Origin of the sequence: Xanthobacter sp. 126 (genome assembly GCF_000526175.1) — a bacterium.
Taxonomy (GTDB): Bacteria; Pseudomonadota; Alphaproteobacteria; order Rhizobiales; family Xanthobacteraceae; genus Xanthobacter; species Xanthobacter aminoxidans.
This window is the reverse complement of sequence record NZ_JAFO01000001.1, coordinates 1585019-1600228: the sequence shown is the minus strand read 5'-3', so window position 1 is coordinate 1600228 and position 15210 is coordinate 1585019. Positions and strand designations below refer to the sequence as shown.

At 68.1% G+C, this 15210-nt stretch carries 14 protein-coding genes and 1 tRNA gene; 9 read left to right on the top strand and 6 right to left on the bottom strand.

Annotated elements, in window-relative coordinates:
• Positions 1–79: 79 nt before the first annotated feature.
• The 3 genes from XAN126_RS0107500 to XAN126_RS0107490 form a co-directional block, all read right to left on the bottom strand.
• Positions 80–155 (bottom strand) — tRNA-Thr (locus tag XAN126_RS0107500).
• Between the two features lie 117 nt (positions 156–272).
• Positions 273–680: a DUF4332 domain-containing protein gene (locus XAN126_RS0107495; protein ID WP_024277975.1), complete on the bottom strand. Its 408-nt coding sequence runs from the start codon at positions 678–680 to the stop codon at positions 273–275.
• Positions 681–770: 90 nt separating this feature from the next.
• A complete protein-coding gene (locus XAN126_RS0107490; RefSeq protein WP_024277974.1) occupies positions 771–1151 on the bottom strand; it encodes a hypothetical protein in 381 nt (126 codons plus the stop codon).
• 227 nt (positions 1152–1378) lie between these two features.
• On the opposite strand from XAN126_RS0107490, the gene XAN126_RS0107485 reads away from it, so the two are divergent.
• The 5 genes from XAN126_RS0107485 to XAN126_RS0107465 all read left to right on the top strand — a co-directional run bounded on the left by XAN126_RS0107485 (position 1379) and on the right by XAN126_RS0107465 (position 7925).
• Complete coding sequence (locus XAN126_RS0107485; RefSeq protein WP_245272229.1) at positions 1379–3133, top strand: helicase HerA-like domain-containing protein; 1755 nt, start codon at positions 1379–1381, stop codon at positions 3131–3133.
• 278 nt (positions 3134–3411) lie between these two features.
• Positions 3412–3843 carry a hypothetical protein gene (locus XAN126_RS0107480; protein ID WP_155982248.1) on the top strand — a complete coding sequence of 144 codons (432 nt, stop codon included), beginning with the start codon at positions 3412–3414 and terminating at the stop codon, positions 3841–3843.
• A gap of 111 nt (positions 3844–3954) precedes the next feature.
• On the top strand, positions 3955–5346 hold the full coding sequence (locus tag XAN126_RS0107475; RefSeq protein WP_024277971.1) for a M20/M25/M40 family metallo-hydrolase: 1392 nt from the start codon (positions 3955–3957) through the stop codon (positions 5344–5346).
• A 78-nt stretch (positions 5347–5424) separates the two neighbouring features.
• Complete coding sequence (locus XAN126_RS0107470; RefSeq protein WP_024277970.1) at positions 5425–6420, top strand: zinc transporter ZntB; 996 nt, start codon at positions 5425–5427, stop codon at positions 6418–6420.
• 95 nt (positions 6421–6515) lie between these two features.
• Positions 6516–7925 (top strand): esterase-like activity of phytase family protein, encoded by a 1410-nt coding sequence (locus tag XAN126_RS0107465; RefSeq protein ID WP_024277969.1) that lies wholly within the window; start codon positions 6516–6518, stop codon positions 7923–7925.
• An 89-nt stretch (positions 7926–8014) separates the two neighbouring features.
• Here XAN126_RS0107465 and XAN126_RS0107460 read toward each other — a convergent pair whose 3' ends face one another.
• Together XAN126_RS0107460 and XAN126_RS0107455 are read right to left on the bottom strand one after the other, a co-directional pair.
• On the bottom strand, positions 8015–9643 hold the full coding sequence (locus XAN126_RS0107460) for a glycosyltransferase family 39 protein (protein ID WP_024277968.1): 1629 nt from the start codon (positions 9641–9643) through the stop codon (positions 8015–8017).
• Positions 9644–10035: 392 nt separating this feature from the next.
• Positions 10036–10632 carry a superoxide dismutase gene (locus tag XAN126_RS0107455; protein WP_024277967.1) on the bottom strand — a complete coding sequence of 199 codons (597 nt, stop codon included), beginning with the start codon at positions 10630–10632 and terminating at the stop codon, positions 10036–10038.
• A gap of 202 nt (positions 10633–10834) precedes the next feature.
• Here XAN126_RS0107455 and XAN126_RS26930 point away from each other — a divergent pair, with 202 nt between their 5' ends.
• Positions 10835–11683, top strand: a complete 849-nt coding sequence (locus XAN126_RS26930) for a hypothetical protein (protein ID WP_024277966.1) — start codon at positions 10835–10837, stop codon at positions 11681–11683.
• 117 nt (positions 11684–11800) lie between these two features.
• Positions 11801–12823, top strand: a complete 1023-nt coding sequence (gene cobT / locus XAN126_RS0107445; RefSeq protein ID WP_024277965.1) for a nicotinate-nucleotide--dimethylbenzimidazole phosphoribosyltransferase — start codon at positions 11801–11803, stop codon at positions 12821–12823.
• A 2-nt stretch (positions 12824–12825) separates the two neighbouring features.
• On the opposite strand, the gene XAN126_RS26085 is transcribed toward cobT, so the two are convergent.
• On the bottom strand, positions 12826–13905 hold the full coding sequence (locus XAN126_RS26085) for a HAMP domain-containing sensor histidine kinase (RefSeq protein WP_155982247.1): 1080 nt from the start codon (positions 13903–13905) through the stop codon (positions 12826–12828).
• 114 nt (positions 13906–14019) lie between these two features.
• Between XAN126_RS26085 and XAN126_RS26080 the strand changes: the two genes are divergently transcribed.
• Together XAN126_RS26080 and XAN126_RS0107430 are read left to right on the top strand one after the other, a co-directional pair.
• Positions 14020–14511: a thermonuclease family protein gene (locus XAN126_RS26080; RefSeq protein ID WP_038225075.1), complete on the top strand. Its 492-nt coding sequence runs from the start codon at positions 14020–14022 to the stop codon at positions 14509–14511.
• 85 nt (positions 14512–14596) lie between these two features.
• Positions 14597–15208: a glutathione S-transferase gene (locus XAN126_RS0107430; protein WP_024277963.1), complete on the top strand. Its 612-nt coding sequence runs from the start codon at positions 14597–14599 to the stop codon at positions 15206–15208.
• Positions 15209–15210: the final 2 nt, after the last annotated feature.

Here is a 15210-nt window from a genome sequence, read left to right as displayed (position 1 = left end):
CGCGCTACAGCTGGCGCTTACAAGCTGCTTACATAACTATGTAAGCGAACCCGAAATTTGCCGTAAGTCCTTGATTTTATGGTGCCGCGGAAGGGATTCGAACCCCCGACCCACGCATTACGAATGCGTTGCTCTACCAGCTGAGCTACCGCGGCACGCGCGCCCTCTATTACGGGGAGGACGGGCGGTTTTCAAGGGTCCGCCGCAATGCATCCCCACGCGCGCCGCACCGGCGGGCGGGTCCGGTGCGGCTGGTGCGGGATGGGACAGGCTCAGTAGGTGAGCACTGGCGGCAGTTCCTTGGCCTGCGCCACCCACTTCTCCACCATGCTCTCGGTGGGCAATGCGCGCACCAGCTTGCGCTTGGCGTTCGCCTCGGCCATGGCCTTGGTGAGGTTGGCTGGCACGCGGGTCTTCAGTTCCTTCACCGTGTCGACGCCTGCCGCCTCCAGCAGCTCGGAATATTCCTCGCCCACGCCCTTGATGCGCATCAGGTCGGCCATGTTGGCCCATTTGAGGACGCGGCTCTCGTCGATCCCCGTGGCTGCCGCGAGCTCCTTGCGCAGCTTGGGCGACTTGGCCCTCTCCAGCAGCCCCTCGGTGGTGGTGATTCCGGCCGCTTTCAGCTTCTCGGCATAGACCGCGCCGACGCCTTCGATCTCGATGATGGGATAGGACATGCGACCCCCCTTCAAACCCGGCTTGTGCATGCCGGCATCAAGATCAGGCCACAATTGTGGGCCGAGTCAACTGCTCCGAGACCCTAGCCGTCACACCACATGGGTCAGGCCGGGCACCGAGCGCACGAGAAGGTTCACGGGTTCCGCGCCGACAGTCTCGCGGGCATAGGCCACGGTCTCGCGGACGGCCAATTGTACCTGCGGCATGGTGAGCCCATGGGCCATCATGCGGTCGGCGACCAGCATGAGCCGCGCCATGCCGCCGAAATGGCGCTCGGAGGGCAAGGTCGCATCCTCGCGGGGGGCAGCATCGGCAAGCGCCCGCGCCCAGGGATGGGTATCGTAAAGGGGCGCCATGGCACTGGCCGGCGCCTCTCGGGCGAGAAACTGGATGACGATGGCAACCAGGGCCTCGGCCGTCGGGCCATTCACTTCGACACGCTCGGTCAGACGCGCAATCAACTCGTCCATGCCATCTCCTTGCGCCGCAATCGCAGGCGAGACTGGCGTGAGATTGCCGGGCATGGCGCACTTTCGCAAGCATGGCCGGCCGCCCGCGCTGGACGGTAGCCTCAAGCGCAAGCGGTGCAGCGACGGGCTTGCCCGCGTCCCGAAGGCGGGTGAAAACTCCCCAATGCCGCGGCCGGACCCGAACGCGCGATTCGGCTGGACTACGTGCCCCGAGAGAGGACGCCGCCATGGTCAAGAGCCCAGGGACGAATTCCGGGACGAGCGCTGGACAGAGCGCCCCGGCCGGTGCCGCGCCGCCGGCCGGCCCCTGGAGCCGCACGTCAGTTCCAAGAACCTCGTCCGCAGCGTCCACCGGCGGGCGGGCGCCGGCGCCCGAATCCGACGGCCGCATCCTCGTGGGACGCAGCTTCCTCGGCCGCAGCGAGGCGGCGGCGACCCACGCCAAGTCCAAGGATGAATATCTCACCCTGCGCCTCGCCAACCGCCACGGCCTCGTCACCGGCGCCACCGGCACCGGCAAGACGGTGACGCTGCAGGTGCTGGCGGAGGGCTTCTCGCGGGCCGGCGTGCCGGTGTTCGCCGCCGACATCAAGGGCGACCTCTCCGGCGTCGCCGCCCAAGGCGAGGCCAAGGACTTCCTGCTGAAGCGCGCCGAGGAGGTGGGCATCACCTACACGCCCGACAGCTTCCCGGTGATTTTCTGGGACATGTTCGGCGAGCAGGGCCACGCGGTGCGCGCCACCATCTCCGAGATGGGGCCTCTGCTGCTCGCCCGCCTGATGGGCCTGAACGACACGCAGGAAGGCGTGCTCAACATCGTCTTCCGCATCGCCGACGAGCAGGGCCTGCTGCTGCTCGATCTGAAGGATTTGAGGGCCATGCTGGCCCACGTCTCCGCCAATGCGGCGACCCTGACGGCCACCTACGGCAACGTCTCGGCGCAGAGTGTCGGCGCCATCCAGCGCCAGCTCCTCGTGCTGGAGAACCAGGGCGCGGACAAGTTCTTCGGCGAGCCGGCACTCGACATCGCCGACATCATGCGGGTGGACCGCTCCGGCTACGGCACCATCAACATCCTCGCCGCCGACAAGCTGATGGGCTCGCCGCGCCTCTATGCCTGCTTCCTGCTCTGGCTGCTCTCGGAGCTGTTCGAGCGCCTGCCCGAGGTGGGCGACCCGGACAAGCCCAAGCTGGTCTTCTTCTTCGACGAGGCCCACCTCCTCTTCAACGAGGCGCCCAAGGCGCTGCTGGAGAAGGTGGAGCAGGTGGTGCGTCTCATCCGCTCCAAGGGCGTCGGCGTCTATTTCGTTACCCAGAATCCGCTCGACGTGCCGGAGACGGTTCTCGCCCAGCTCGGCAACCGGGTGCAGCACGCGCTGCGCGCCTTCACCCCGCGCGACCAGAAGGCGGTAAAGGCCGCCGCCGAGACCTTCCGGCCCAACCCGGACCTCGACACGGCCAAGGCCATCATGGAGCTGGGCAAGGGCGAGGCGCTGGTGTCCATGCTGGAGGGCAACGGCATTCCCTCCATGGTGGAGCGCACGCTCATCCGGCCGCCCTCCGGCCGTATCGGGCCGCTCACACCCGCCGAGCGCGCGGCCATCCTGGTGAAAAGCCCGGTCGGGCACCTTTACGACACGCCGGTGGATCGCGAATCGGCCTTCGAGATGCTGCAGGCGCGGGCTGAGGAAAAGGCCCAGCCGGAGCCGGAGGGCGCCGCGCCCTCCTCCGGCGGCGGCGGCATCCTCGACAGCATCCTGGGCGGCGTCCTGGGAACCGCCACGGGTGCGCCGACGCCGCGCGTCCCCTCCCCCCCCGGGCGAACCGCCGGTACCGGCTCCACCGGCACCCGGCCGAGCACGCGCATGTCCACCACTGAGGTGGTGGTGCGGCAGGTGGCGCGTTCGGTGGCGACTCAGGTCGGCTCCCAGCTGGGAAAAGCCATCCTGAGAGGCATTCTGGGCAGCATCAGCAAACGGTGACGGGCGGGTAATGGCGCCGATCCGGCCACAGCACGGCTCAAGGTGTTGTCGCACCGCCCGTCGGTACCTAACGGCAGCTTGGCCGCGATCGCGGCAGTCCGGTAGGGCAGCTCAACGGTCGCGGCGTCGAAAGTGTTGCGTCAGAAGACTCCTAGCGGTAGTGTCATAGAGTGTCGGCGGGATTGCGGGGTCGCGTCGGCAGGGATGCTCACCACGCGTGCCCGAGCCTTCTTCCCGTGCGGATGGGGACCGAGGCGCGCCATGACCTGGAGCGCCTCATGAAGGTGTTACCCACTGCCCGCATCGTCCTCCTTGATGCCAATATGGAACGTCGCCAGGCGACGCGCCTCGCTCTGTCCGCCCTCGGGGTCGGATCCGTGCGCGAGGTCGCGTCCATCGACGAAGTGACCGATCCTTCCGCCCTGGGCACCGCCGATGTGCTCGTGGTGCAGGTGGACGATCCCGAGGATGCCCCCACCAATCCCTTCCGCTTCGGTGCCGGCATTCCTGCCGTGCTCGTTGCCGAAGTTCCGGCGCAGCAGCTCGTGCGCATCGCCGGCCGGACCGGCTATGACGCCGCGCTCGGCACGCCCGTCGCGCCGCGGCTGCTCTATCGCCGCATCGGCTCGGTCCTCCAGCGCGCGCGCCGTCTAGGGCGCCCGGCTTCTGCAGTGATCGCCACGCCCGCCGATCTCGTCACCGCTAGCTGATCCGGCGCCCGACCGTCTGGCACCTTGCCAGACGGTCCCGCTACCGCCAGCATCCCAGCGATTCCGGGTCCATCGCGGCCCGTGACAGAGGTTGCGCTGGCGGAGGGCGAGATGGCGGCAACGGAACTTGATCCGGTTCTGAAGGCGGTGGATGCGGGGCTCGACGGGGCGCTGGAGCGTTTGTTCGACTTCCTCAGGATCCCGTCCATCTCCACCGACCCCGCCCACGCGGCCGCCTGCCGGAGCGCAGCGGACTGGGTGGCGGGAGAGCTTGAGGCCCTCGGCTTCACCGCCGTCGTCCATCCCACCGCCGGCCATCCGGTGGTGGTCGCCCGCACAGACACCGGTGCATCGCGGCGCGTGCTGTTCTACGGCCATTACGACGTGCAGCCGGTGGACCCGCTGAACCTGTGGGAAACTCCTCCGTTCGAACCCCGCCTCGGCACCACGCCGGACGGGAGGCGCACCATCGTCGGGCGCGGCGCGTGCGACGACAAGGGACAGGTGCTGACTTTCCTCGAGGCGCTCCGGGCGTTCCGTTCGACCCGCGGGGCATTGCCGGTGGATGTCACCGTTCTGCTGGAGGGCGAGGAGGAGTGCGGCTCGCCCAACCTCCCCGGCTTCCTCGCCGCCCATGCGGGCGAGCTTTCGGCCGATCTCGCGCTCGTTTGCGACACCGGCATGTGGGACCAGCGCACGCCCTCCATCACCAGTTCGCTCCGCGGCATCCTGCACACCGAGCTGACCATCGAGGGTGCCGACCGCGACCTGCATTCCGGCCTGTTCGGCGGCGCCGCGCGCAACCCCATCCATGTGCTGGCCTCCATCCTCGCCGACGCTCATGACGCCGACGGCCGGGTGACGCTGCCCGGCTTCTACGATGACGTACGCGAGCCGCCCGCCGAGGTCCGCGCCCGTTGGCAGGCACTGGGGCTCACCGCCGAAGCCTTCCTGAAGCCCGTGGGCCTTTCCGTCTCGGCCGGCGAGAGCGACCGGCTGGTGATCGAGCAGATCCAGTCGCGGCCGACCTTCGAGGTCAACGGCATCTTCGGCGGCTATACCGGCGCCGGCACCAAGACCATCATCCCCGCGCGGGCGACCGCCAAGATCTCGTTCCGCCTCGTGGCGGACCAGGATCCGGCCAAGCTGCGGGCCGGCTTCGAAACCTTCGTGGCGGCGCGCGTGCCCGCCGATTGCCGGGCCGTCTTCCACTGGGGCGAGGGCGCCCGCGCCTTCCTCGTGCCGCCGGAGAGCCCGGACCTCGGCCACGCCGCCGGAGCCCTCGAAGCGGAGTGGGGTATCGCTCCGGTCACCATCGGCTCGGGTGGCTCCATCCCCGTGGTCGGCCAGTTCAAGGACCGGCTGGGAGTGGACACCCTCCTGATCGGCTTCGCCCTGGACGACGACCGCGTCCACTCGCCCAACGAGAAGTACGACCTCACGTCGTTCCACAAGGGCACGCGAAGCTGGGTGCGGATTCTCGACGCGCTCGCGCAGCGGTGAGCTGACGCAACGCCAAGACTTTTGCGCGTCGTGCAATCGTGCGAGGAAAGGCACGATACGTCAGCGACGGAACCTGCCATGGCCTCTACCGCCTCCACCATCGACACGCAGGGCCTCGTCTCGGCGTGGTGGTTCGACGGAAAAGGGGGCGCCGGGCGCATCAAGCCGGAGGAGGCCGTGTCGGCCACCGCCCCCGACGGCGGCTTCATCTGGCTGCATTTTCGTCATCTGCCCCGGATGTCGCAAACCTGGCTGCGGCAGGATGTCGGTCTCGACGCACCGGCTCTGGAGAGCATGGCGGAGGACCAGTGCCGCCCGCGCTGCGTGATGTTCGCCGATGGTGCCCTGCTCTCCCTGCGCGGCATCAACCTGCAGCGAAACGCGCTGCCGGAGGAGCTCATCACCGTCCACCTGTGGGTGGACGCCCGCCGCATCGTCTCGGTGCAGCACGACTTCCTCTCGGCCATCGCCGACTTCGAGGATGCGCTCGGCCGCGGTCGTTGCCCGCGCTCCCAGGGCGAGTTCGTAGCGGATCTCTCCATGCGCCTCGTGGAACGGGTGGATGCGGTGGTGACGACGCTGATCGAGGAGGCCGACGAACTTGAGGACGCCGTCCTCATCACGGAGACGTCCGAGCTTCTGCCCAAGCTCGCCGTGCTGCGCCGGGTGGCCATCAAGCTGCGCCGCCACATCGCGCCCCAGCGCGAGGCGCTCAATCACTTCGCGCTGGAAGACGACCCCTGGATGGGACCCAAGGACAGGAACCGCCTGCGCGATGCCGCCGACCGCGTCGCCCGCTTCTCCGAGGAGTTGGACAGCGTGCGCGAGCGCGCCGCCGTCATCCGTGACCAGATGGTGGACGCACGCGCCGAGCAGATGAACAAGTCCATGCTGGTGCTCGCAGTGGTCACGGTGGTGTTCGCGCCCATGACGCTCATCTCGGGCATGTTCGGCATGAATGTGGGCGGCATTCCCGGCAGCAGCGATCCTGCCGCCTTCTGGGCGCTCAGCGTGTTCCTGCTGCTGCTCGGCTTCATCCTCCTGTGGAGCTTCCGCCGGCTGAGATGGATCTGATCTTCCTCTAGGTCATGCAAAGTTCGCGGGGCTGTCGCCGCTGCGTCAAGGATGATGCCGCAGATGCGGTGCGCACGGACCTTTGGAGGTTTCCCATGCGCACCCTGAAATGCTTTGCCCTCGCGCTGCTTGCCGGAGCCGCGTTTGTTTCGCCGGCTCTTTCCCAGGATAAGTCCAGCCAGGACAAGGCCGCGGAAGGCACCGCCTTCCCGGCCGTCCTCGCCGGCCACGTGGTCCTGCCGGCCGCGACCTTCGTCCCCGCCCCTGCCGACGCGCCGGACGCGCTCAAGACGTCGGGCAAGTTCACCGGCGCCAATCGCGTGCGCATCGATGCCATCGGCAGCGTGAAGGGCGCGAGCGTCCTGTCCAACGCGTCCGCCCCGCGCGAGACCGGCCTTTCTCTGCCGTTCGAGGGACAGCCGGTGCAGGGCTTCTCCGGCATCGTCTCCGAGGGCGACGGGAATTTCCTCGTCCTCACCGACAACGGCTTCGGCTCCAAGGCCAACTCGCCGGACGCCATGCTGACCACCCACCGGCTGAAGATGGACTTCAAGGCCGGCACCATCGAGCGCCTGAAGACCATCTTCATCAGCGACCCGGACCGCAAGGTGCCCTACCCGATCACGATGGAAGGCACCGCCACGCGCTACCTGACCGGGTCGGACTTCGATCTCGAGTCGATCCAGCGCGTGGGTGACAGCCTGTGGTTCGGCGACGAGTTCGGCCCCTTCCTCATCGAGACCGACCTCGACGGCAAGGTGAAGGCGGTGTTCGAGACCAAGGTGGACGGCAAGGTGGTGCGCTCACCCGATCACCCGGCCGTCACCACGCCCGGCGCGCCGGACGGCAAGGTAGCGTTCAACGTCTATCGCTCCAAGGGCTTCGAGGGCATGGCGCTCTCCCCGGACAAGACGAAGCTCTATGCCCTGCTCGAAGGCCCCCTGTTCGATGCGGCCGCCGGCGGCAAGGAAAAGGTGGGCGAGGCCGAGGTGCTGCGCATCGTTGAGTTCGATCTCGGCAAGCGCGAATGGACCGGCCGCTCGTGGAAGTATCCGCTGGCGGTGGCGGGCAATGCCATCGGCGACTTCAACATGATCGACGACACCCACGGCCTCGTCATCGAGCGTGACAGCCTGGAAGGCTCCCGCTTCAAGGCCTGCGCCGCCGGCAAGGCCGAGCCCTCCTGCTTCGACAAGCCGGCGCAGTTCAAGCGCGTCTACAAGATCGCCTTCTCGCCCGAGACCGCCGGCCAGGTGGTGCGCAAGGTCGGCTATATCGACCTCCTCGCCATCAAGGATCCGAACGGCAAGGCGAAGCAGGGCGGCACCGAGGGTGTGCTGGACCTGCCCTTCTTCACCATCGAGGACGTGGTGATGGTGAGCCCCACCGAGATCGTGGTGGGCAACGACAACAACCTGCCCTACTCGGCCGGCCGCAGCCCGCAGAAGAACGACGACAACGAGTTCGTCCTCCTCAGCGTGCCGGAGCTGCTCGGCGCCAAGTGAGCCTGGAGGGCCGCGCACGAAAGCAAAAGGCCGGGCGAGAGCCCGGCCTTTTTGATTCGCGGGTGGCGGATCGCGTGGAGTGGATCGGCCTACTGGCCGGCCGCGAAGACGCTCGGGAAGGGCCGGCCGCGCACGTCGTAGACGGTGGCGTAGGTGACGCCCTCGCGCTCGACCTTGACCAGCAGCGGCGCCTTCACGTCGGCGCAGTAGAACTCGCCGAGACGCATATAGAAGTCCGCGTTCTTGCTGTCGTACGTCGTCTCATAGCGCGGACCGAGTTCCGCGGCGGCGGCGAAGTGCGGGCCACAGACGGCCACGCGCAGCTTGCGCCCCTGCGGCAGAGTGCGCCGGTGCTGTTCCACATATTCGTCTAGCTCTTCCGTGGCCTGCTTGAAGGCAAGACCCCAGTAATCGAGCATGAACAGGTCGTCCGCGCCCTTGATGCCGCCGACGAAATGGTTGTAGTAGGTATATTCGTAAGGGTGCAGGTTGTGGAAATCAACCGCCGGCACCGCGAGACCCACCGCGAACGTTGCAGCCACGGCGCCCCGGGCGAGGCGCGGAAGCCCCTGCGCCTTCTGCCACAGCCAGGATGCGGCGTAGCCGCCGAGCAGCGCCAGGGCAGGAGTGACGAACACGAAGTGGCGGATGCCGTTGTACATCACCGGGCGGGTGACGACGGTCAGCAGCACCGGGAAGGCCGCCGCAGTCACGATGAGCACCAGCCGGGCGCGCTTCGCCGGCGTATCCTTGCCCACGAACGCCGAGACGATCGCCCCCGCCGCGCCGCCCACCGCAAGGCCGAGGAACAGCTCGGGCATCTGCACGGAGAAGAGCGTCGGCACATAGGTACGCGGCATGTCCGGCACGAGGATGGGCCGGCCCTCGAACATCTCGCGCCAGGGCACTTCCCAGAAGTGAGAATAGTATTTCAGCGCCACGAGCGGATTGAGCGGCTCCGCGACGCCCCAGGGCCACACGATGCCCAGCACGAAATAAGCGAGCGGCAGCCCCAGCATCAGCAGGCCGGTGAAGCGCAGGGTGCGCAGAAGCGCCGGCTTGATCCCGAGGCGCACACATTCCACAGCCAGCACGAAGGCGATGGCCGCCGCCAGATACACACCACAGAGCAGCCCGAGAACGCGCGTACCGATCGCCAGGCCCAGGAACAGGCCGAAGAGCGTCACCGTGCGCGGCGAAGGCTGCGGGAATTCATCGAACGCGCGGATGCAAGCATAAAGCACGCCGGCCACCGCGACGGCGAAGGGCGCGTCCTTCGCATTCATGAACATGTGCCCGTAATAGAGCGGGCAGATCATCAGCAGCGCGACGGCAGCAACGCCGCCCCAGGGCCCGGCAAGGCGCCGGCCGGCCCGCCACACCAGCACGAAGCCGATGACGCCGACCAGGCCCCCCAGAAGCCGGCGGATGTCGAAGACATCGACGAAGGGCAGCGCCTTGGCGATGGCCGCGGCGGCGAGGTCGAAGCCGCCACCGTAATAATACAGGTTGACGAAGGAAAAGACTTTCCGGTGCGTCAGCCCTGATGAGAAATAGGAATAGAGCAGGTCGCCATACTGGGAGTGGGTGAAGTCATCCCAGCCGAGGCCGTAGTCGGAGAAGGTGAGCGCGGCGATGACCGCCACACCGGCGATCAGGACTAGGGCGCAGGCGTCCGCAATCGCGCCCGGCCGACGTTCGATATCGAGGAACGACATTGATGGAGGATCCCGAACCCAACTCCTGTCGCGCCGATTCCAGGATCGCTCCCGGGCCCCCAGCGCGATACGCCACCATAATACCGCAGATGGCTACGCGGATCACAGCTAAGATGGAGTAGAGGAGGATCGCAACAAAATTATGCTGTAGGTTGCAAAAAATTAAGGCAGCTTCGGGAGCAATTGCGGCAGCGTCGCTGACCAATGGTAAGGTTAAGCGGCTAAATGTTCTTGGGAGGCAGAGTCGATCACTGGCGAGAAAAGAAGAACGCAGCCGCCGCGTCTTAGATGGGCACTTGCGCGCCGGAGTTGCATCAGCGCGTTGCCCCCGCCCCGAATACCCCATGCGGGCCCGCGCGATCCGAGGAGGCGCAGGCCCGGGAGGGAAACCGTCAGACGGCCTTGCCGTAAAGCTCGGCCACGTAGTCCCAGTTGATCAGGTGGTCGACGAACGCCTTCAGGTAGTCGGGGCGACGGTTGCGGTAGTCGATGTAGTAGGAGTGCTCCCACACGTCGACGCCGAGAATCGGGGTCGCGCCCTGCACCAGCGGGTTCTCGCCATTGGCGCTCTTCAGCACGACGAGCTTGCCGTCCTTGAGCGCGAGCCAGGCCCAGCCCGAGCCGAACTGGCCGACACCGGCGGCGATGAAGTCCTCCTTGAACTTCTCGACCGAGCCGATGTCCTCGATGATCTTCTTCTCGATCTCACCGGGGATGGGGCCGCCGCCGTTGGGCTTCATCCAATTCCAGAAATGGAGGTGGTTGTAGTGCTGGCCGGCATTGTTGAAGAGCGGGGCGTTCTTGCCGAACGAGCCCACGACGATCTCCTCAAGGGTTTTCCCTTCAAATTCAGTTCCCTTTAGGAGATTGTTGCCATTGTTGACATAAGCGAGATGGTGCTTGTCGTGATGGTATTCCAGCGTTTCGCGCGACATGTACGGCGCAAGCGCGTCATAGGCATAGGGCAGGTCGGGCAGCGTGAAGGACATGAAACATCTCCGCAATCTATCCGGCATTTCGCCCGGGGCGAAATCGCTGCCCCGGTGCCATACCGGGTATACGACATGTCCGAGCGTGGACCTAGATAGGGTCGTGCTCGCCATCAAACAACCTTGAAGCGGCCGATTTTCGCGCCGAGGTACCACCTTTGATTAGACCGGCTGAGTCCGGCATGCGGAAGCGGGGTGCGAGATGTGGTGGTTCCTGGTCCTTCTCGGCGTTCTTATCGCTCTGGCCGGGCTTGCGGTCATCGGCCTCGGGGTGACGATCTACGTCTCGGCCTTCGGTAATACCCTCATCACCACTGGCGCCGTCGCCGCCTCGGGTGGCTTTGTCATCACCGCAATGGGGTTGGTGCTGCGCCAGCTGGACCGGCTGACCCGGCAGATCGAGCGCTCCTATCCGGCCGGTGAGGCCGAGGCCGAGGAAGCCGCAGCGCAGCCGGCGGCCCGTTCCGCCCGCGCCGGCCGCAGCGCGACGCCTCGCCTCTCCGTGGATGATCTGCTCTCCCCCGAGGAGGCGGACGCCGAGGCCGCACCGCCTCCGGCCCGTGACCGCGCGGCCGAACGGCCGCAGGAGCGTCCGCAAGAGCGCGCCCCCGAGCGCCAGCAAGAGCGCCAAACTGACCGGCCGCCCGCGCCTCGCCGACCCGCCGGCCCCTCCCCGCTGCTGCCTCCCCCGGAGGCCGGCCAGCCGGCCGACCCGATGGTCGAGGCCCGACGCCAGCGGCTTCAGCGCGGCCCCGAGCCCGCCCCCGAGGCGCCGGCCGCCCCGCCTGCGCCGCCCCGTCCGCGCACCGGCTATGAGCCGCCGCCCCGCCCGGCCCGCGCCGCCCCCGAGACGCCGCCTCCGGTGCCCGCGCCGGCTCCCGCCCGCGAGCCCGACGAGCCGCGCATCTTGAAGTCCGGCATCGTCGGCGGCATGGCCTACACCCTCTATTCCGACGGCTCGATCCAGGCCGAGCTGCCCACGGGCGTGGTCCGCTTCGCCTCGCTTCAGGAACTGCGCGACCACGTGGCCCAGGCCCAGCAGGGCGGCTGAGCGGTACCCGTCGCCCCGCCGGGCGGCGGGGCGGATTTGCCGGATCGGGACGCCCGCTCTATTGAGCGGCAGCGTTCCCCGCCCGGCGAAGCCGGCGCCCAGAGGTCATTCCGTCCGATGTTCCCGCAAGATACCGGCTCGCCCTTCGACGACATCCGCCAGCTCGTCGCCACCCTGCCCGGCCCCAACGAGGGTGCCCGCGAGGCGGCGATCGCCCGGCAGGAACAATTGGTGAAGCCGCCGGGCGCGCTGGGCCGGCTCGAAGCCATCGCCGCCCATCTCTCTGCCTGGCAGGGCAATTCCATGCCCACGGTCAATCGCCCCATGGTCGCGGTGTTCGCCGCGACCCACGGCGTGGCCGACCGCGGCGTCTCGCCCTATCCCGGCGCCGTGACCAAGCAGATGATGGCCACCTTCACCGCCGGCAAGGCGGCGGTGAACCAGATCTGCGCCACCTTCGACGCCGGATTGCGGGTGTTCGACCTCGCCCTCGACTATCCGACCCCTGACATCACCACGAACGCCGCCCTCGACGAGAAGGTCTGCGCCGCCACCATGGCCTTCGGCATGGAGGCCATTGCCGGCGGCTCGGACCTGCTCTGCCTCGGCGAGATGGGCATCGGCAACACCACGGTCGCTGCCGCCATCTGCCACGGCCTCTATGGGGGCACGGCGGAGGAATGGGTGGGTGCCGGCACCGGCGCCGCCGGCGAGGTGCTGGAGCGCAAGATCGCCGCCGTGCGCGCCGCGGTCGCCTTCCACAAGGACCACTTGTCCGATCCGCTGGAAGTGCTGCGCCGCCTCGGCGGGCGGGAGATCGCCGCCATCGCCGGCGCCATCATCGCCGCGCGGCACGAGAAGGTGCCGGTGGTGCTGGACGGCTTTGTGGTGACCGCCGCCGCCGCCGTGCTTCACGCCCTGAACCCGACCGCCCTCGACCATTGCCTCGCCGGCCATGTCTCTGCGGAAAAGGCCCATCGCCAGTTGCTGGACCGGCTCGGCCTCGTGCCCCTGCTCGATCTCGGCATGCGGCTGGGCGAAGGTTCGGGCGCCGCGCTCTCCATCGGCGTGGTGAAGGCCGCCGTGGCGTGCCATCGCGGCATGGCGACCTTCGCCGAGGCCGGCGTCTCAGAGGGTTGAACTCAGGCCCCGCGCAAGGTCCGGGCGGGCGGGAACGTCACGCGCGCCCGCGTTCCGCCTCCGGCGCGGCGGGAAAGCTCCAGCTCCCCGCCATGCAGGGCGGCGAGCCCCCGGGCGATGGCGAGGCCAAGGCCAGCGCCACGGCCGGTCGCGAGATCGAGCCGGCTCTCGCGGGCATGGGCGCCCCCCAGCGGCAGCTCGCTGTCCGCTATGCCCGGTCCGCTGTCCTCAACGATGAGGACGGCGCCGCCCTTTGCGTCCACGGCCGCGACGAGCCGCACCTGCCCCTCCAGGGGCGTGAATTTCACCGCATTTGCCAAGAGGTTGAGGGCGATCTGCCGGATCGCCCGTTCGTCGCCCCACAGCCGGGGCATGCCAAGCCGTTCCAGGGAAAGACTGAGGCGCCGCTCGGCCGCGAGGGGGCGCATCATGGCGAGGCAGTCTTCGGCCAGCACATCAAGCCGCACCGGGGTCTCCACCAGCGTGCGGTGCCCGCTCTCGATGCGGGCGAGGTCGAGCAGGTCGTCGGCGAGCGCCAGCAGGTGCCGGCCGGCGCCGTGGATGTCGCGGGCATAGCCGGCATAGGCGGGCACCCGGTGTGGGCCCAGCACCTCCTCGGCCATCATCTCGGAAAAGCCCATCACGGTGTTGAGCGGGGTGCGCAATTCGTGGCTCATCTCGGCGAGAAAGCGGGATTTCGCAAGACTTTCCGCCACCACCCGCCGGCTTTCCGCTTCGGCGGCCAGGGCCCGCGCCTCGGCGGCTGCCCGCTCCGCATCGAGGCGCCGGACATGCCGGGCCACGCACATGAAGGCGAAGGCCGCGCCTGCTGCGCCCAGGATCGCACCCGCAAACCCCGCGGCAAGACCACCCGCCAGAGCGAGACCACCAGAGGCGAGGATCGCCAGCAGGATCAAGGCCTTGGACGTGACCCTCGGCGCCGCGAATCCCTCCCCCGCTTGCGCCGGCTCCGGTTGGGAGGCCGCGGCGTTGCCGAGCGGGAGGCAGAGGGGGCCGGACATGCGGCGGGAGCCCTTCGCGGTCGGAGTGTCGGTGGAATCGACGCCCCTGCGTGACGTCACCTTGGTCCCGACTCCTGCGGCAGGTAGGTTAACGATTGGTTAACGCCCCGCCCCCATCCTCCCGGCCAACCGTGCGACACCCATCGCGCAACCGAGGTCAGATCATCCAACCCCATGCGTTTGTTTGATATTCTGCGCGCCGCAATCATCCTCGCCGTGCTGGCCGCCGCCGTGGAAATGCTCTCGCGCGCCGAGCATCTGGAGGGGCGTGCCGAGGCGGTGGATGGCGACACGCTGGACATTGGCGGCACGCACGTCCGCCTCGCCGGCATCGACGCGCTGGAGCTGCGCCAGACCTGTGAGAGGGATGGCCGCCTTTGGCGCTGCGGGGAGGCGGCGCGGGCTGCACTCGACGAGGCGCTGGCCAGCGGCCCGGTGTCCTGCCGGGCCGAGAAGCGCGACAAATACAGGCGGCCGCTCGGTTTCTGCACTGTCGGCGGCACCGACATCGCCGCGCTGATGGTCCGGGAAGGACTGGCCGTCGCCTATCTGGGTAAGGCCTACCAAGGCGAGGAGGCTGAGGCCCGGGCGGCGCGGCGGGGCCTGTGGGCGGGCAGCTTCCAGCCTCCCGCCGACTACCGGGCCGCGCATCCGCGCGCGCCCTGATCGCGGAACGGGCGGACCTTGCGCGGTCGCCGCAGGCATGGTTTTTCGCTGGCCATAAATGTCACGATAGGGGAAACGCGCCGCCATGAAGCTCTATGACACCAACCGGGCGCCGAACCCGCGCCGGGTTCGCATCTTCCTGGCGGAAAAGGGGATTTCCGTCCCCCTGGTGCCCGTCGACCTGGGCAAGGGCGAGCACAAGAGCACCGAATTCACCGGCCTCAATCCCCGCCAGCGCGTGCCCCTGCTGGTGCTGGACGACGGTACCGCCATCGCCGAAACCATGGCGATCTGCCGTTATTTCGAGGCCTTGCAGCCCGAGCCCAACCTGTTCGGCCACACGCCGCAGGAGCAGGGGCTGGTGGAAATGTGGCAGCGGCAGGTGGAGTTGGACCTGTTCTATCCCATCATGATGGTGCTGCGGCATCTCAACCCGGCCATGGCCCAGATGGAGGTGCCGCAGGTGCCGCAATGGGGCGAGGCGAACAAGCCCAAGGTATTGGCTGCGCTTGGCTTTTTCAACGATCAGCTGGCCGACCGGGCGTTCGTGGCGGGCGCCCGATTCTCGGTGGCGGACATCACCATGCTGGTGGCGGTGGATTTCCTGCGGGTGATCCGCACCGAGGTGCCCGAGCACCACACCCACCTCAAGCGCTGGTACGATGTGGTCTCCCAGCGGCCGAGCGCAAAGGCTTGAAA